This is a genomic window from Spongorhabdus nitratireducens (assembly GCA_947387575.1).
Lineage (GTDB): Bacteria > Pseudomonadota > Gammaproteobacteria > Pseudomonadales > Endozoicomonadaceae > CANDOC01.
In genome coordinates this window covers 189,588-207,492 of the sequence record CANDOC010000004.1, presented here as the reverse complement: position 1 = coordinate 207,492, position 17,905 = coordinate 189,588, and the positions used below count along the sequence as shown (strand labels likewise).

At 50.2% G+C, this 17,905-nt stretch carries 18 protein-coding genes; 3 read left to right on the top strand and 15 right to left on the bottom strand.

Annotated features, from left to right (window positions below):
* Nucleotides 1-33: 33 nt before the first annotated feature.
* The 9 genes from gspM to gspE are packed head-to-tail and all read right to left on the bottom strand — an operon-like array spanning nt 34 to nt 7,780.
* Nucleotides 34-552: a type II secretion system protein GspM gene (gspM, locus tag ACYZZ0_RS09370; protein ID WP_461536355.1), complete on the bottom strand. Its 519-nt coding sequence runs from the start codon at nt 550-552 to the stop codon at nt 34-36.
* A complete protein-coding gene (gene gspL, locus ACYZZ0_RS09365) occupies nt 552-1,907 on the bottom strand; it encodes a type II secretion system protein GspL (protein WP_461536354.1) in 1,356 nt (451 codons plus the stop codon). The genes gspM and gspL overlap by 1 nt, the downstream gene beginning before the upstream one ends.
* Nucleotides 1,908-1,916: 9 nt before the next feature.
* A complete protein-coding gene (gspK, locus tag ACYZZ0_RS09360) occupies nt 1,917-2,900 on the bottom strand; it encodes a type II secretion system minor pseudopilin GspK (RefSeq protein ID WP_461536353.1) in 984 nt (327 codons plus the stop codon).
* Nucleotides 2,897-3,676: a type II secretion system minor pseudopilin GspJ gene (gspJ, locus tag ACYZZ0_RS09355; protein ID WP_461536352.1), complete on the bottom strand. Its 780-nt coding sequence runs from the start codon at nt 3,674-3,676 to the stop codon at nt 2,897-2,899. The genes gspK and gspJ overlap by 4 nt, the downstream gene beginning before the upstream one ends.
* The gene (gspI, locus tag ACYZZ0_RS09350) at nt 3,673-4,080 is read right to left on the bottom strand and encodes a type II secretion system minor pseudopilin GspI (RefSeq protein WP_461536351.1); all 408 of its coding nucleotides are present in this window, start codon (nt 4,078-4,080) and stop codon (nt 3,673-3,675) included. Before gspI ends, gspJ begins: the two co-directional genes overlap by 4 nt.
* On the bottom strand, nt 4,046-4,546 hold the full coding sequence (gene gspH / locus ACYZZ0_RS09345) for a type II secretion system minor pseudopilin GspH (RefSeq protein WP_461536350.1): 501 nt from the start codon (nt 4,544-4,546) through the stop codon (nt 4,046-4,048). Before gspH ends, gspI begins: the two co-directional genes overlap by 35 nt.
* Nucleotides 4,546-4,998: a type II secretion system major pseudopilin GspG gene (gene gspG, locus ACYZZ0_RS09340; RefSeq protein ID WP_461536349.1), complete on the bottom strand. Its 453-nt coding sequence runs from the start codon at nt 4,996-4,998 to the stop codon at nt 4,546-4,548. Before gspG ends, gspH begins: the two co-directional genes overlap by 1 nt.
* Nucleotides 4,999-5,018: 20 nt before the next feature.
* Entirely contained in the window at nt 5,019-6,242 is a 1,224-nt protein-coding gene (gene gspF / locus ACYZZ0_RS09335) for a type II secretion system inner membrane protein GspF (protein ID WP_461536348.1), read from the bottom strand.
* A 17-nt stretch (nt 6,243-6,259) separates the two neighbouring features.
* Nucleotides 6,260-7,780, bottom strand: a complete 1,521-nt coding sequence (gspE, locus tag ACYZZ0_RS09330; protein ID WP_461536347.1) for a type II secretion system ATPase GspE — start codon at nt 7,778-7,780, stop codon at nt 6,260-6,262.
* Nucleotides 7,781-8,258: 478 nt separating this feature from the next.
* Here gspE and ACYZZ0_RS09325 point away from each other — a divergent pair, with 478 nt between their 5' ends.
* Together ACYZZ0_RS09325 and gspD are read left to right on the top strand one after the other, a co-directional pair.
* Entirely contained in the window at nt 8,259-8,909 is a 651-nt protein-coding gene (locus tag ACYZZ0_RS09325) for a type II secretion system protein N (RefSeq protein ID WP_461536346.1), read from the top strand.
* A 38-nt stretch (nt 8,910-8,947) separates the two neighbouring features.
* A complete protein-coding gene (gspD, locus tag ACYZZ0_RS09320; RefSeq protein ID WP_461536345.1) occupies nt 8,948-11,068 on the top strand; it encodes a type II secretion system secretin GspD in 2,121 nt (706 codons plus the stop codon).
* A gap of 62 nt (nt 11,069-11,130) precedes the next feature.
* Here gspD and aroC read toward each other — a convergent pair whose 3' ends face one another.
* From aroC to ACYZZ0_RS09295, 5 genes are all read right to left on the bottom strand, one after another.
* Nucleotides 11,131-12,231: a chorismate synthase gene (aroC, locus tag ACYZZ0_RS09315; RefSeq protein WP_461536344.1), complete on the bottom strand. Its 1,101-nt coding sequence runs from the start codon at nt 12,229-12,231 to the stop codon at nt 11,131-11,133.
* Nucleotides 12,232-12,358: 127 nt separating this feature from the next.
* Complete coding sequence (gene prmB, locus ACYZZ0_RS09310; RefSeq protein ID WP_461536343.1) at nt 12,359-13,297, bottom strand: 50S ribosomal protein L3 N(5)-glutamine methyltransferase; 939 nt, start codon at nt 13,295-13,297, stop codon at nt 12,359-12,361.
* Between the two features lie 87 nt (nt 13,298-13,384).
* Complete coding sequence (locus tag ACYZZ0_RS09305; protein ID WP_461536342.1) at nt 13,385-13,747, bottom strand: PilZ domain-containing protein; 363 nt, start codon at nt 13,745-13,747, stop codon at nt 13,385-13,387.
* A 254-nt stretch (nt 13,748-14,001) separates the two neighbouring features.
* Nucleotides 14,002-15,003, bottom strand: coding sequence for a hypothetical protein (locus tag ACYZZ0_RS09300; RefSeq protein WP_461536341.1), 1,002 nt, complete (start codon nt 15,001-15,003; stop codon nt 14,002-14,004).
* A gap of 89 nt (nt 15,004-15,092) precedes the next feature.
* A complete protein-coding gene (locus ACYZZ0_RS09295; protein ID WP_461536340.1) occupies nt 15,093-15,923 on the bottom strand; it encodes a hypothetical protein in 831 nt (276 codons plus the stop codon).
* Between the two features lie 366 nt (nt 15,924-16,289).
* Here ACYZZ0_RS09295 and sodB point away from each other — a divergent pair, with 366 nt between their 5' ends.
* Complete coding sequence (gene sodB, locus ACYZZ0_RS09290; protein ID WP_461536339.1) at nt 16,290-16,871, top strand: superoxide dismutase [Fe]; 582 nt, start codon at nt 16,290-16,292, stop codon at nt 16,869-16,871.
* Nucleotides 16,872-16,993: 122 nt separating this feature from the next.
* Here sodB and ACYZZ0_RS09285 read toward each other — a convergent pair whose 3' ends face one another.
* Complete coding sequence (locus tag ACYZZ0_RS09285) at nt 16,994-17,887, bottom strand: Imm49 family immunity protein (protein ID WP_461536338.1); 894 nt, start codon at nt 17,885-17,887, stop codon at nt 16,994-16,996.
* Between the last annotated feature and the right edge of the window lie 18 nt (nt 17,888-17,905).

The following is a 17,905-nucleotide window of genomic DNA, read 5'->3' as shown; positions in this document are numbered from 1 at the left end:
ATGCGGCGCATTTTACTGATTCAGAGGTTGGCGTCAATAGCTAAGGTGTAAATAGGCTTTTACCTGACCATCTTCCTCGGTCCGGTCGATACGAATCTGGCCTACATCAATCTGGTACTGGTTATGCAGGGTTACCACCCATCCGAGTAAAACCTGATAGGGTACATTTTCTACCCAGACAGATACGCCACCTTTATCAGGCTGTACCCTGGCAACATTCAATCCAGCCTGACGTGCTGATGCCGATGTTACAGCGGCAATACCTTTTCGCTTTTTACCGGCCTGCTCCTGTTTTTTACGCAGGGCTTCAAAGCGGTCAGCATTATCAACAATCCAGCCATAGGTACCGACTTCACGGCTGTATGACTGGTATTGTTCAACCGACCAATGGCTGACCGGTTTCCATATCAGCAAATACACTAGCACTACTGTCACAAAGAACAGCATCACCTGTAATGCCCGCCGGTCATTGTCTGACAACCGATCATATTGTTCGCTCAGACGAACAAATAATGGAGAGTCCTGTAGTCGATCCAACAAACCCTGCATCATCACTTTCCTATATTGATTCTTGCTTCGACTACATCCTGACCCTGATTGGCATTTTCCAATCGAGCGGTCAATCCGGCTACCTTGAGTTCTTGAATATAATTATCCAACGCATCGAATGTAGCGGCTTCCATTTGTACCACCAGCACACCGGATTCACGGTTATAATCCAGTGATTCGACGTAGAAGCTATCTCCCCCTTTCAGGGTAATATCTGAGAGCGTTAACAGGGTTGGCAGAAAGGGTTCTCCACGTTGCTCTCCCAGTCCCTGCTGCTCAGCAGCCTTGAGCTTGCTCATAAGTCGCTGACGCAGAGAACGGGTATCGCTGATCTGGCGATCCTGAGGGAAATACTGTTGATAAAGCGATAAGGTATTGTCGGATACTGTGCTCATTAACTGCTGGAAATAAACGCCTTTGCCAATCATCAGCATCATTTCCAGTGCCAGCCAGCCACAGGCAACCCATGCCAGCGGCCGCCAGCGCCGCCACCTGCGGGATAACTTGCGTCCGGACTGATAACCACCGGCCTGCATATCGACCAGCGTATTTTTACCCGCCCTGAAATATCTTCGTGCCAACAGATCCAGTACATGTCCTGGCTGAGATACATACTCAACCGGAAGATCCAGTTCACCCACAGCAGCACTGACATAATCCAGCCGCGCTTCCTGCTCCGGCATTTCAAGCGCATGCATAACTTCGATTGAACTGTATGACTCCTGATCCGACGCTGCAGCCTCTCCTGCTGCTTCCAGACCGGAAACGGCTACCGTGCCTTTGACATAGCTCTGGAGACAGGCACCAAGCGCGGCATAATCCAGTGCTACAGCGCAGTTACTGTTGTGCTGGGCCACCAGCACATGATCTTCCAGTAACATCAGCTGCAGGCAGCCCTTGGGAGCCTGTCCCAGCTGTGATTCCACCACCACCCGAAAAGGATCGATGCCAACACTGCCCAGTACCTGAGTCAGCTGCCGCATGATGGCATGAGGAAGAATATTGACGCCTACCCGACTTTCTTCCAGCACCCGGTTGGCAAGATGAACCTGCTCGATTTCTATTGCCAGACTATCTTCTACAAGATAAGGCAACGCCTGCCGCAAATGCTTGCGTTGTCCGTCATTGACCGAAACCACAAGTGATGCTGCCCAGGTTCCGGGAACCAGCACCACAACCCTGTCCGCCAGATCCAGCATTTTTTCATCAGCCCAGAGCTCGGAAACCTGATCAAGCTGACGGCATTCAACCTCACCCTGACGCTGTCCGTTCTGGCTGTAGACAGCACACAGGATCTCGGTTGCTGGCTCTACCGCAGCGATATCGACAGGCAACCGGATTATCAGATAATCACGCATCTGCGCTCCTTATGATTTTCTGTCTGCCAGTGCCCAATCAGGCACACTCCCAAATATACGTTCGGCTACTTCAACTTTACCTTCACTGTTTCTTACCAGCCGGCTTTGCATCTGAAATACCGAATCCCTGAATTCGGCCCGGACATAGACTCTGAAAAACCGGCTGCTGACATCAAAAGCAGCATCCTTCAGGCCGCCTTCTGTCTTTCCTTTCAACTGCGGCAGCTTCAGCACATCATCCCGGCTGGCGTAACCATCCTTGCCCCTACCATCAATAATAGCTTTGACTTCTACCTCTGAAAGTTTGTCAGACAAAGCCCTGATCACTTCCGGTGATGCAGTATTGATATTCACCACAGCTTCTACTGGTAAAGTGCTCAAATAAGGCATGACCTGGCGATAGATGGTTTCATCCACACCATCAAGCAACCGCATTTCACTGACAGATGCCATCATCGTGTCAGAAGTTACCACTTGCTTCTGGTTACCGGCTTTCTTGTCATCACCCTGCTCAAGGTCTGCCAGATTGGGGTCCTTGTCCCGCTCTACCCAATCCTTAACGCGTTGGGCCAGCATGGGGTCAACTTCCAGAGCCGTAAACAGATTGGTCATAATCTGCAGGTTATTCTCACCTACTTTTTTCGGTGCCAGCAGGCTGTTGGTATTGAGCCGACTGTGCTCATCGACAACAGTAATCTCGATGCGCCCCTCATCCGCTTCAAAATCAGACTGGGTCAGGTACCAGGACTTTCCCGGATGATCTACATGACGCTTCTTCTTTTTATCTTCCTGAAAGTCTTCTTCCAGCAGCAGTGCAACGTACTGCTCCCCGCCATAGGCATAATGCCGGGCCTGCTGACGTTCAAGCAGGGCTATATTTTTTTCGGTTTGCAACAACAGATCTGATGTCATCCGGGAAGCAACCACCGTCATCAGACCAAACAGTACAAGAATATAGATCAGGGCGACGCCTTGCTGACGATGACGGATCATTCTTCATCCTCCTCATCATATTCCTCGTCGTCGTAATACTCTTCGTCATCTTCTTCCGAGCCAGACTCCTGGTCTTTCTTCTTGTCATCCTTGACCTCGGCGTAATCCTTGAGGTTGACCATTGGCACGACGTACTCCAGGGCTCCGTAGTACTCATGCTCAAAACTCAAAGCTATAGCCAATGGTACCGGCAAAGGTTTCTTTCCTTTCTGCTGTTCCGAGCCCTGAGCCTCAGCGGTTACCTGTGTTCCGGCTTTAGGCCAGCTTCGATGCCAACCCTGCTCCGCATCCTGCACCTGCAAATCAAACCGGGAAACATTTTCCAGCAATAGCTGGTCAACCGGCTCGGAATCCGCATGACGATCCAGATCCAGCCAGTAGCGACGCATTAATCGCCCTTCATCATCCAGCCAGTAGGCCACCCGCTGTAATTCACTCCGCCGCAGCCCCAGTGGATTGCGCCAGCCACCACGGGTGAACTCGACCAGATAATCACTTTTGCCCGCAATAAATGCCTGTTCAGTCTGGCCATATTCATTTTTAACCGGGCGCGGTACGGCCTGAGCAAAGTCCCGGTCAATTACGAGAAGAGCACGTTGCACTCTGGAGATTTGCTCCCATACCGATTCAGTTGCTCGCTGAGCATGCAATACCGAATCAAACAGGCGATAAGCTGCCACACTCATCAGGGCAAACATGGCAATGGACAGCATCAGCTCCAGCAGAGTGAATCCGGCTATCTGCCGCCTGGCAGCTGATCGTCTGTTACTGATCATGAAGCCGGCTTCCTTAAAAAGCCGGACAGGCTGTAGAGAGGGGCTTCTTCATCATCCGGCTCTTCATCCCCGGCAAAAACAAAAACACTGACTTTGCGAAAGCCATCCTTGCCCATGGCCTCGACTTCCTGCTCGACATACCAGCGCCGGTCAGCATAATCCTGAAACTCTCCGCGTGTTCCGGGGCGCGGCCAGCTCTTATCCAGATAAACCTTGTTGAGATAATCCTCTGCCAGCCAACTGGCCAACACCTTCTGTTCAACCCGGGCAGTCTGCCGCACACTGGTGCCGTCAGAAACCAACAGCGCACCGATGGCTACCGCAAAAACAGCCAGTGCAATCATGATTTCAAGCAGGGTAAAACCGCGGTTATTCCCGCCCCCAGCTGACCGGAGACAAGCCATCGCTTTCCAGTACCATTTTGTGTTTAGGATTATCTCGAGCGACTACATACATTCGAAACGGTGTCAGTTCCGTATCTGACGAGATCAGCACCTGTGGTCCCTGATCACTGTCATAACTGAACTGCAAGGCTTCATCTTCAGGCTGCAACACCAGCCGCAGACTGTTGTGAATATCCCACGGTCTGAAGCTGCCCTGCTCCAGTGACTGCCAGCTGTCGCTGTCTTCATCAAACCACCACCAGCGATAACTTTCGTCATCTGCAGAAAATCCGAGTTCGGCACCATCAAGCAGAGCCCGGTCACGGGCATTCTCGATAAGCCTTTCCAGCCTGATCACTTCATCCTGCATCCGTCGCTGGGTGGTTGCAGACAGAGGGCTCAGCAGCGTCACTCCAAGCAAAATACCGATGATCAGAATAACGACCATCAGTTCAATCAGAGTGAAGCCCCGAGCCCTGTGCAGCATCAGTCTTCCCAGTTACCAATGACCGCATTTACACCTTCACCGCCTTCCCGGCCATCAGCACCCAGGGAATAGACGTCATACTGACCATGATTACCCGGGCTCAGGTAGATGAAAGGATTCCCCCAGGGATCTACCGGCACTTTTTTGAGATAACCTTCGGGGTTCCAGTTCCGTGGAACCGGCTGACCGGAAGGCTTGCTGACCAAGGCTTCCAGTCCCTGTTCAGTAGAAGGATAGTGGCCGTTATCAAGCCGATAGATTTCCATTGCACTGGAGAGTGCCTTGATATCGGAGCGCGCGGCTGTCACCTTGGCCTGGTCCGGGCGGCTCATAATGTTCGGCACAATCAGGGCAGCCAGGATGCCGAGAATAACCACCACCACCATGATTTCGATCAGGGTAAAACCTGTCTGAGCCTTCGGGCCCACTTGCAGCTTCTTTACATCAGTCATCGAGCGACCCCCTCGCCTTTCTATCCCATTAATTGATTCATACTGAATATCGGCAGCAGAATGGCCAGCACAATCACCATGACCACACCACCCATAACCACCAGCATCATTGGCTCAAACAACCCCACCAGCATGGAAATCCGGCCTTCCACTTCCACCTGCTGACTGTTGGCAGTTCGTTCCAGCATATTGTCCAGCTCACCGGTGGCCTCACCACTGGCAATCATGTGCAGCATCAGTGGCGGGAAAAACCCGGTTTCAGTCAGCGCACGGTGCAGACTGGTACCTTCACTGACCTTACGGGCCACATCTTCGACACCGTCACGCATGGCATCATTACTAATGACCTGCGACGCAATCATCAGAGCTTCAACCAGAGAAACACCACTGCGGGTAAGAATGCTGAGCGTACTGGCAAATCGGGCGGTATTCAGACTACGGCTGAACTTTCCGAAAAACGGCATATACAGAATTCGCCGGTGCCAGAGCATCCTGACTTCCGGTTTTTTCAGTGCCATTTTGGCCGCAATAATCAATCCCATAATGGCCAGCAGAATAAGCCACCAGAATCGCTGTAATCCTTCACTGGCAGAGATCAGCAGCTCGGTAACCAGAGGCAGTTGCTGGCCGGAATCGATAAATACCTTGACCACATCAGGCACAACAAAGCCCAATAGAAAGCTGACGATACCAATAGCAGCAATAATCAGAATGACCGGATATAGCAGTGCCTGCTGTATTTTCTGAGCCGACTGCATACGGGATTCAGTGTAATCGGCCAACTGGTTCAGCACCTTGTCCAGATGACCTGCATGTTCTCCGGCGGCGACGGTGGCCCGGTACATTTTTGGAAATGACTGGGAAAAGGCTTCCATGCTCTGAGCCAGAGTGAAACCTTCCATAACTCTTGATCGAATGGCGATCATCATATTTTTGATGCGTCGCTTTTCCTGCTGGGCAGCTACCGCCTGCAATGCTTCTTCCAGCGGCATGGCCGCCTGAACCAGCGTTGCAATCTGGCGGGTAATGGTTGCCAGATCCACAGCCGAAATGCCACGAATCAGGAATGATGCACCGGTATCATGCCCCCGCACCCGTTTCTGCTCTGCCACTTCCCGGACATTGAGCGGGGTCATACCCCGTTCGCGCAGCAGCTGGCGTACCTGACGCCCACTGTCAGCTTCCAGCGTGCCTTTTGCTGTAGAGCCCGCTGGATCCAGCGCTTCGTATTCAAATGCAGGCATGTATCAGAGCTTCCGTTTTAATCTTCCTGGGTTACCCGCAACACTTCTTCAAGAGTTGTAATACCGGCGAGTACCTTGCCACAGCCGTCGGTCCGGATACTGGGAGCCATGGAACGAACGTAATCCACAATGGCCTGTTCACTTTCTTCGGAATGAATCATGCGCCGTACCTGCTCATCCACTGGCAGCAGCTCATAGATTCCGGTACGGCCTCGATAGCCCGAATGATTACACTGGGAGCAGCCCCGGGCGTGATAGACATTAGGTGGTTGCTGCGTGTCTACTCCCAACATCTGGCACTCGGCCGGTGAAGGGGCGTAGGGCTCACGGCAGTTTTCACACAACACCCGCACCAGACGCTGGGCAATAACGCCCACAAGGCTTGAAGAAAGCAGGAAGGGTTCGATGCCCATATCGTGAAGTCGAGTCAGCGCACCGACAGCGGTATTGGTATGCAGGGTTGAAAGCACAAGGTGGCCCGTCAAACTCGCTTGTACTGCGATTTCTGCTGTTTCTGTATCCCGGATTTCACCCACCATCACCACATCCGGATCCTGACGGAGAATCGCTCTCAGTCCCCGGGCAAAGGTCATATCAACCTTGGTGTTGACCTGGGTTTGACCAATACCTTCAAGGTTATATTCAATGGGATCTTCTACCGTCAGGATATTGCGGGTTTTATCGTTCAGGGATGACAGGCCGGCATAGAGCGAGGTGGTTTTACCCGAACCTGTAGGCCCGGTTACCAAAATAATGCCGTAGGGTCTGGACAGCATCTGCCGCACGCCTTCCATATTCACTTCAGCCATGCCCAGATGATCCAATGACAAGCGGCCGGCTGCCTTATCCAAAAGACGCAGCACAACCCGCTCACCATTGCTGGATGGCAGGGTCGATACCCGAACATCTACTTCCTTGCCAGCAACCCGAAGCGAGATACGTCCGTCCTGAGGAACTCGTTTCTCGGCAATATCCAGCTTTGCCATAACCTTCAAGCGGGATATCAATAAGGCAGCAAGCTTTCGCTTCAGTTGCAGGATTTCCCGCAAAATGCCATCAACCCGGATTCTGACAACAAGGTTACGCTCAAAAGTTTCGATATGAACATCCGAAGCACCATCCTTGATGGCTTCGGTCAGCAGCGCATTGATCAGACGGATAACCGGCGCATCATCAGACTGTTCAAGCAGGTCTTCTGTTTCAGGTACAGCTTCAGCCAGTGAACTGAGATCCAGTTCATCGCCAATACCACCAGCGGCAGACTGAAGCGCTTCGGAGCTGTCATCATGGTAGGATTCGGACAACAGCTCGGAAAAATCATCCTCATTCAGGCTTCGATAAGCCAGTGGAACTGCAGCCACCCGGCGCACTTCAGCCGCAACCAGAGGTTCCAGCCCTCCCAGATAGAAAAGCGTTGGTGTCTCTCCTTCCAGCGCCAGAATAACGCGATGACGCTTGGCAAAACTGAAAGGCAGTCGAGGCGGAAAGCTCTCTCGCTCTTCATGACTGTTAACATCGGGATCAGGCTGGGCACTCAACTGTCTGCTCCTTCTGACTCGTTATAAAGTGACTGCTATAAAGTAACTACACGGAGTAACTACAGCGTCTTTATTTTAGTCCGCAGCTATTCTTCAGCTGCCGGTAAAGCTTTTTCACTCGCTATGCAGCATAGACACAAATAGCCCGCCACAATTAAGTATATTTAAGCTAAATTTCGGCCATTCGCTTAATCACATAAATAAAGCCGCCACTTTCCAATCAACTTTTAATAAGTCATCAGGATTGCTCTGGTTAAAAAATTTGAATACAGGCACATCATCTGCGCTTAAAAAACCATTTTTTATCTATATCCGGTTCAGGCCGATATCAATTCAAGATATGGCGACGACCGGTATTAAAGCAGAATTGAAATGACCAATAATTTTTTAGCTATGGTTCTTTATGCTTTTATTATACTAAGGCGGTCCCGACATAATTTTTAATCACACGGAAATGGCGATCAGCAACGGAGCCTGTATGAAATTGGCACTGGCATCAATCGGGTCACAACTTAGCCAGAAAAAAAATCGCACCATTTTAATAGGTTGTACTGTGGTATTAATGTGTGCCTCAATCATTTCCCAGCTTTATCAGGTCTATCGGAATACTCATAATCAACCTGCTCTCAGTGGTGAATTACCCACTATTCAGGAAGAGCAGACCCAGCCGGACGTTTTTAATCTGAATGATTTCCCCCTGCTGTTTGGTTTCAGCGATGTCACCCAGGAAGATGAAGTCGAACAACGTGAAATTCCCGAAACAAGGATGAATCTGGTGCTTCGCGGAGCCATATCAGGAGATGGATCCCAGAGTTCCAGCGCCATTATTGAAGAAGGTGGCAGCACCGAACAATTATATTTTATTGGTGAAGTCCTGCCCGGAGGAGCCACGCTGGCGCAGGTTTATAGTGACCACATCGTTATTAATCGCAATGGTTCACTGGAGAAGCTTTATTTCCCCGGCTACGGCGCATCTTCCCTGCTGACGGAAGTCGCTCCTGAGCCCGTGCCCGCTGCTGTGGCACCATCCGTCTCAAGTCCTCCTGCTGATGAGCCGAAAAACCTAGAAGAGCGTATGTACGATCTCCGGGAGCAGCTTCGACAGGCTGACGAGGCCTGGCAACCCTAACCAATGGCAGAATAAAGAAAAGCGAGTCAACAGGTCAGATGAAAAACATTCTGGAAATCCTTGGATTTAACAAGTCGCGTCTGGCTGCTGTATGTTGCCTGGCTCCGGTCATCATGATGACCTTCCCGGTTACCGGTTCCGCCTCAAGAACGCCTGAAGGTGTAACGCCTGCAGGTGACGGTACTGTGGCCACAGAACATCGGCGCTGGACCATTAATCAGCAGAACTCGGATATCCGTGAATTTATTAATCAGGTCGCAGCTATCACCGGTGAAACCTTTATTCTTGATCCCCGCATCAAGGGCGGCAACACGGTTACGGTGATTTCCAGCAAGCCAATGACCCGCGAACAGGTTTACGATGTCTTTCTCGAAGTCTTGAATGCCAATGGCTACACGGTGATCCCCAAAGGCAAGGTGATGAATATCATCCCCAACACCGTGGCCAAGACAGCCAGCGCCGACAACGGTCCGCAACCTCCGCGAGATGCCACCATGGTCACCCGGGTGATCGAGTTGCACAGTGTTTCCTCGGTTGAAGTGATCCCTATTATTCGTCCACTGATCGCCCAATACGGCCATGCAGCAGCCTCTGCATCCAGTAACTCCATTATTGTCAGTGATGTTGCTGATAACGTTGATCGCATCCAGCGCCTGGTTGAAGAACTTGATAGCGCCAGTAATAACGATTATGAAGTTATTCAGCTGAAACATGCCTGGGTTGGCGATGTTGCCAAGATTCTGCAGGAAACCCTGAATACCGGTAAAGGCCAATTACCAAGTGGCCTCCAGGTTATCGCTGACGAGCGCAGCAACCGACTGGTGGTAAAAGGGAATGCCAGCAAGCGGGCCAGAGTGCGCAAACTGGCAGAAACTCTGGATCAGGAAGGTATTCGTAAATCTTCTACCAGGGTTCTTTTCCTGCGCTACGCCGAAGCCAAGAACCTGGCTGAAATTCTGACCGAAGCATCCCAGAGCATTAAAGATGCTGCCGATGCCAAAGCTCCGGCAGCCGGAAGAACACCAACCCGTAAATCAAGAGCCCCGGCTCCACCCACAGCTAAAGGCCCGGCTACAACCCAGGGCAAAGGTCTGGGTGATGTCTTTATCAAGGCCGATGAAAGCCAGAATGCCCTGATTATGATTGCTGACCCCGAAACACTGCAGGAACTGGAAACACTGGTTCGACAACTGGATATTCGCCGGGCTCAGGTTCTGATTGAAGCAGCCATTGTTGAAATTTCCGGTACTGTAGATGACGCATTGGGGATTCAATGGGGTATCGATGGTAAAAATACCGGACTGACTGGTAGCACTGGTGGTGAAGGAAATACATCCAGTGGTTTAAAGCGGTCGGTAACCGGCAATATTTTCGACAACAGCAAGATCAGTCTGGGTACCGTAGCTCTAAGAAACTCCAACTTCGGTGTTCTGGTTACAGCGCTGTCCCAGAAATCCAACGCCAACCTGCTGTCAACTCCCAGTTTGATGACGCTGGATAATCAGGAAGCTGAATTGCTGGTAGGTGAAGAAGTTCCATTCCGAACCGGTTCCTATACAACTTCCAGCGGTGGCGGAAGCGATAATCCCTTCACAACTGTCGACCGAAAAGATGTTGGTATCAAGCTCAAGGTAACCCCGCATATTAATGACGGTAATATTATGCGGCTTGAAATTGAACAGGAAATATCAAGTCTTTCAAATAATCAGGCGGCCAGCGACCTTATCACTAACAAGCGTCAACTTAAGACTGTTGTATTAATTGATGATGGAGAAACAGTCGTACTTGGTGGTTTGCTGCGAGATGATTTAACCAAGGGGCAAACCAGCGTACCCTTCCTGTCTGCCATTCCAGGTCTTGGAGAGTTGTTTAAATACAACAATGACAAGCGTGAAAAGCGTAACCTGATGTTGTTTATTCGGCCGACGATTGTACGCGACAGTAGCCGAATGGCTGAACTGACTCAAGATAAATACACCAGTATTAAAATAATAAAGCCAAGTGATTCTTCTCAGGCTAAACCCGTCTTACCATCCAAAGCAGACCAGCTATTCCTGCCACCAGCCATAGACTTACGTCAAAAGCCTGAGGATGACTCAACAAAAGAACCAGAAACCTCTCAGTCTGATCCAAAACCTGTAGCAGCACCCGCAGCCTGATTTAAAAGATCATAAAAAAAGCGAGCTCTTTAGCTCGCTTTTTTTATTTCAGAATGAAAGCATTACTCATCCCGGCTGGCAGGAATAACTGGCGTTTCACAGACGACATCGCCATTCTGCGCCCGGTGACGCATCCAGTGATCCATGACGGTGATAGCCATCATAGCTTCAGCGATTGGTGTTGCACGGATACCAACACAGGGATCATGACGCCCTTTGGTAACCACATCAATGGATTCACCCTGAGTATTAATCGTTTTACCTGGTTTGGTAATGCTGGATGTTGGCTTCAACGCAATATGCGCCACAATATCCTGCCCGGTGGAAATACCACCGACGATACCGCCCGCATGATTAGAGTGGAAACCTTCCGGTGACATTTCGTCCCGGTGCTCAGAGCCTTTCTGTTCAATACAGTCAAACCCGGCGCCTATTTCAACGCCTTTTACAGCGTTAATGCTCATCAGGGAATGAGCCAGCTCTGCATCCAGCCGATCAAAAATCGGTTCTCCCAGCCCTGGCTTTAGTCCTGAAACCACTACAGAGATACGGGCACCAATGGAGTCACCTTCGCGACGCATATTGTCGACATATTCTGCCATGGCTTCGACTTTATCTGCATCCGGACAGAAAAACGGGTTGTTATGAACTTCATTCCAGTCATGCTTCTCAACCTTGATCGGTCCTAACTGGGATAAGTAGCCTCGAACGGTAATACCTTGCTGGGCCAGCCATTTCTTGGCGATAGCACCTGCCGCTACCCGCATGGCAGTTTCCCGGGCAGAGGAGCGGCCTCCCCCACGGTAATCCCTGAAACCATATTTCTGGTTATAGGCATAGTCGGCATGTGCCGGGCGGAAGGTATCCTTGATATTGGAATAGTCTCGTGAACGCTGGTCGGTATTTTCAATCAACAGACCGATAGGTGTGCCAGTGGTTTTACCCTCGAAAACCCCGGACAGAATCCGTACCTGATCCGGCTCCCGACGCTGGGTGGTGTAGCGGGAAGTACCGGGTTTTCTCCGGTCAAGATCCTGCTGCAAGTCTGCTTCAGTCAGTTCAAGCCCCGGAGGGCAGCCATCCACAATACAACCCAGTGCCAGACCATGGCTTTCACCAAAGGTAGTGACAGTGAATAGCTTTCCGATTGAATTACCCGACATATTTCTTCCGCCCGGGGCCTCACTGAAAAGTACAGCCGGCCCGTTGTTTTATTACTCGTTCACGATAGTCCGGCATTATAACCGGACAACCATCGGGCTTAACAAGAGCCTCTACGCAGCAAATGAATCAAGCTGCAGCAAAAACAGCCTGATAACGGCGACAATCTTCTGCCGTCATGGCCAGTACACCATGCCCGCCATGTTCGAATTCAACCCAGGTGAAAGGTACTTCAGGGAAGGCTTCTTCCAGTGCAAACCAGCTGTTACCGACTTCAAGCACCAGCAATCCTGATTCATCCAGGAAATCTGCAGCCCTGGCCAGAATTTCGCGGGCACAATCCAATCCATCATCACCTGCTGTAAGTCCCAGCTCAGGCTCATGCTGGAATTCCTCTGGCATATCTGCCATATCTTCGGCATCCACATAAGGCGGGTTGGATACAATCAGCTGATATTTGGGTTTTTCAGCCTGCTCATCAAGCGCCTTGAAAAGGTCAGACTGAACAGCCTGAACTCGCTCCCACAGTTCAAAGCGGTCGATATTAATTCGGGAAACTTCCAGCGCATCCGGTGAGATATCCAGCAGATCGACACTGGCTTGAGGGAAGGCTTCAGCACAGGCAATACCGATACAACCTGAACCGGTACACAAATCCATCACCCGATTCACTTCAGTATTGGACAACCAGGGCTCAAAGCCATTATTGATCAGTTCGGCAATAGGAGATCGAGGTACCAGTACCCGCTGATCAACATAGAAGGGCATGCCACAGAACCATGCCTGATTCAGCAGATAGGCAACCGGTTCCCGCTCCAGAATACGGCGCTCGACCAGTCGGGTCAGTGCAGTCTTTTCAGAAGCAGTCAGGCGACTGTCATACAGTGACTGGTCGGTATCCCAGGGCAGATGCAGAGACTGCAGTACAAGGTGCACCGTCTCATCCCAGGCATTATCACTGCCATGGCCATAAAATAATTCAGCCTGATTGAAACGGCTGTAAGTCCAGCGGAGAAAATCTCTTATGGTTTCCAGGCCATCGCTGGAGAAATCCAGATGTTCTGACACAAATAATACCGGTGGTTAACTGCAGAAGGGGATTGGGCGTGGTACAGGGTTCGAATGAAAAGAGCACCACGCGGGGGAGATATAAGCCTATGAATCAGCGAAAGTAAAGTATTGACGCAGTTCCTCAACCAAATCAAAAACATCTTCATCAGGATTTACAATACTGTAGCCTGAATCAAAGCTGGCAGGATCAACATCCGGCTTGCACCAGTGGCAGCGGGCATCAAAGTCGATATTGCGGGTATTATTATCTTCCGGTACCTGAATTCGCAGGTTAAATACCGCACCCGTTAACATAGGCAACCGGGAAATCAGCATCAGTCCGTTACAACTGATATTGCCAATATTACCCAGGGGCTTGCCGGTATTTCGATTGTATACCAGCAAATAGTCCTTTAATTGATGGCGGGTTATAGACCGGCGTTCCGTTCGCCGGGAATGAATCGACATGCAGCTATTCCATAAACCGGGTGACTGTACTTTCAATTCCCTTGGCTGTTACTTCTGAGGGTTGTTCTAGAGATTCCAGAGCACTTCAGAGGTCAGAGCCTTCGAAGCCTGACCTTTTTATTCTGTTAGCTCTCATATTCACGAGAAAATAAGAATAAAAAGGGCACGACCTCATATTAAACCTTAGCAGTCAGGGTGCTGCTTATTTGACTACTTTTATAACGCATTTGAATATTGGGCTCTGTTCACAGAGCCTAAAGATCAAAATCAGTCACCGTCTGGCCACAGAAGCTTTTAATTGCCCGAAAGCCCTGCTTCATCAGTTTAAGGCGATCCTCAATGTCTGGTACCGGTCGCCCGGAAGCCTTGGCCGCACCAATCAGTAACGGACTGGCCTGGCACCAGCCTCGGGAAGGCTCAGGCGCTGATTTCACAACCGGAATAAAGTCCAGACGAGCATTGCCATCAATCGCACTCAGACGTTCCCTGCGCTGCTCAAAAGTGAGATTTACCAGTGGTTCGGAACTGGGCGCATATTTCATCAATGCGGCCGTCTGCCCCATATAAATCGACATCTGGGGCCAGATTATGTAACCCACTTCAGGCCATTTCTTCAGCTGTTCCTGAAACCGTTTTTCAACATAAACCTGTCCCAATGCCGCCGATTTCATCTGATCCCAGCCAATCCAGCTCTGGAACTGACAAACCGGTGAAGGATTATTGGGGGGGCGCGGACAGTTATGGGCTACAGCAGCAACAAAGGCCCGGTACAGTTTCAGGCTGTTGCCTGCTGACTTTATCTGTAACGAAGTTTCATCTTTCAGCCAGCGATAGAGTTGTTCGGTCTGCTCTACATCAGGAATCAGGTAACCATCTTTGGTCAGGGTTAAAACCGGCATCAGAATCCCCTGACTCTTGTTGATATTCAGGGAATGCGCCTTTCTTTCCTTATGGGCTTCAATCAGCAGGGAGTACGGTGATATCAGCAGGCCTTGTCGCTGCAGCTGCTCTTCCAGCTGGCGATCACCGGCCACACTGGCCGGTAACGAGATATGCCCGCGCCATTCAGACGAAGAAACACTGGGTTTGGCATATTGCCGGTTGGTTTCGGCTACAAATGCTGCCAGAGACTGCTCTGGCCGCTGTTTGCTTTCAGTTTTGGATGACTGCCCGGAAAACTGAGCCAACCAGGTACAACCCTGCAGCCCCGTCAGCAAACCAATCAATAACACCAAACCAAAACGTTTTATTGCCATTGGCTGCACCTGCATGCTCCCCCGCATGAAAACCGGCCCGAGGGTCTGCAGGCACTCAACCCGCCTGCAGACTGTTCTTATTATATAGACTAGTGGATCTGCAACTGTGCCTGTGATGCAGGCGCTGCCTGAAGGTCTCTCAGTGCTTCCTGCAACTGCAGCAGTTTACTGTTGATCTGTTGACGGTAAGTATCCATCGACTTGAGCGCTTCCTGCTGCCCGGCCAGACGCTTGTCCAAAGAGACTTTCAGCTGTTTCTGCTCACCACTGATCAGTTTCAGACGGGCCTGCTGCTCGGCAATTTGTTCTGCCAGCTTGTCTACCGGCAACTTCTGCAGATTTGCCAGCTGTTCGCCATGTTTGTCCTGCTCTTTTTGCAAGCCTTTATGGCCCTCAGCCAGTTTATCCAGCTGTGAAGCCTCCTGCTTCAGGCTCTTGTCCAGTGCAGCAATGGATTCCTGCAGCTTGTCCAGCTGCTTGTCCAGCTCTTTGGTCTGGCTCTTTCCTTCTTCGATCCAGCGGCGATTGCGCTTGTTGGCAATATCCCACAGCTTACGGATTTCAGAATCCATATGCTTCAGCCGGTTCTGCAGATTGGATTCATTCTGGGCAATTGAGTTACCCGCCTCGAATACTTGACCGGTCACCTGTTCAATACCGGCCTGCAACACAGATATACGGTGGTCAGCGGCTTTCAGGCTCTGCTGTAATTCCCATATCTGCCAGCCTGCAACCCCGGATACAGCCAGCAGCAACACCAGCAGCAGGCCGCTAAGCCAGCTGGATGATCCTTTTTCAGCACTGCTGACAGGACGATTACGACTTTTCGGTGCGCCGGAACCTCTTGGGTCCCGAACATCGTCCGGGCTCAGCCGCAGCTCGCCAATATTGTCAATTCCATCATTATCGTGAGGACTCATTGGTTCCAGATACTCAGACGCAAAAATGTTAATAATTCAGGGTTTGCATTCTACCCCATTCAAGGCCGCATGAAATATGGCGACTGCAGGGTTCAGACCAAAGCAAACAAATTGGCGCTATCATTCAACAGCTTGAACAGCTGTGCAAGCTTTGACCAGCAAACAAACCGATAATTTCATCTTTCATGCCGGTATCTGCATTTTGTCAACAACCTTTACCTTTGCCACAGCCACAGCCGATAGATAACCCCCTACAACGATGGTATTATCGCTGATCTGAATTAAACTAGGCCTCGGCAGGCACTCACAATATGTGCGGCCAACCACGACTCGGCCAGTAAAACGCCTGATATGGAGATAATGACCATGGCAATCGAATTACCTGCTTTGCCTTACGCCCGTGATGCGCTGGAACCTCATATTTCTCAGGAAACGCTGGACTACCACTATGGCAAGCATCACAACACCTACGTTGTTAAGCTGAACGGCCTGATTGAAGGTACCGAGTTTGAAGGCAAGAGCCTGGAAGACATCGTAAAGACCTCTTCTGCCGGCGTATTCAACAACGCTGCCCAGATCTGGAACCACACTTTCTACTGGAACTGCCTCAGCCCGAACGGTGGCAAGGCACCGGAAGGTGAACTGGCTGAAGCCATCAACAAGTCCTTCGGTTCTTTCGACGAGTTCGTTGCCAAGTTCACCGACATGGCTGTTAACAACTTTGGTTCTTCCTGGACCTGGCTGGTAAAGAATGCCGACGGTTCCCTGGAAATCGTTAACACCAGCAACGCTGCTACTCCGCTGACGACCGAACAGAAGCCGCTGCTGACCTGCGACCTGTGGGAACACGCTTACTACATCGACTACCGCAACGTACGTCCTGATTACCTGAAAGCCTTCTGGGCCCTGGCTAACTGGGAATTTGTTGCTGCAAACTACGCTGCGTAATTCGTAGTTCAGTTTGTAGGAAACATCAGTTTCCACAATAAAAAATACCGCCTGATAATGTGATTTATCAGGCGGTATTTTTTATGCAGGAAAGACTCGCGATTAAGTCATAAAAGCAGTGATTAATCGAACTCACCTCTAACCAGCCATTCCGTAATAAATTCGGATTCATCGCCCGGGTGATACCCTCTGTGATCGTAAGCCAGAGCACACAAAGCAGTCAGGGCTAATGACTTATCAGCCTTGCTCTCTTCCAAATGCCCCTTACTACGTGACCAGAACTCCTGATAAGATTGCAAAGCTTCCCCCAGATCCTCCTGAAACATTTTCTCACTACCATCACTCAAGATATTACCTAACAACACTTGGTCGGATAGTAAAATTTGATAAGCGAAGGGCTTTCGATCCGGCTCAATATTTTCTGATGCTGATGCCTCGCTAACCTTACTCATTAGCGTGTCAACTTTTCCGCCAGTAAATACCCCCTTATAAAGCCTGTACAGCGCCCAGTCCAAAGCATCTCCGGGCCAAGTTGCCTCATGAAATAATGACTCATCAATAGCACAAATTTCCTGCACCAAATCATTTCGACGCAACAACATAGCAGCCAGTAATGGCTCCCGCCAATGAGTAATGGAAGCCATATAACGTGAAAAATCAGGTCCAGCCGAGTGGCAGTAAGTGCTTCCAAGCACCTGATACTCAATGAGATGGGGTTCTTCCTTGAAGAATCGCTGAGCCCTAACCAAGCTCATATTGCCCAAATAAATTTCAACCAGCATCTGCAGAAGTTTGATTATTTCATTCTTGGGTCGCTTAAGAGTCAGACTTGCATTTACAACACTCAGAATCTTATCGGTCCAATCACCACCACATGGCCCTCTTTCCGCATATTCCCCTCCCTCTTTAAAGTTAGCCAAAATCCTTTCAAAGCTATCAATTTTCCTCTCCAGAGCAAAACAATATGTAACCCTGCCTCTAACAATAACTTGTTGTAAGTTTTCTATATTTTTCATAAAGCTATATTGTTCACA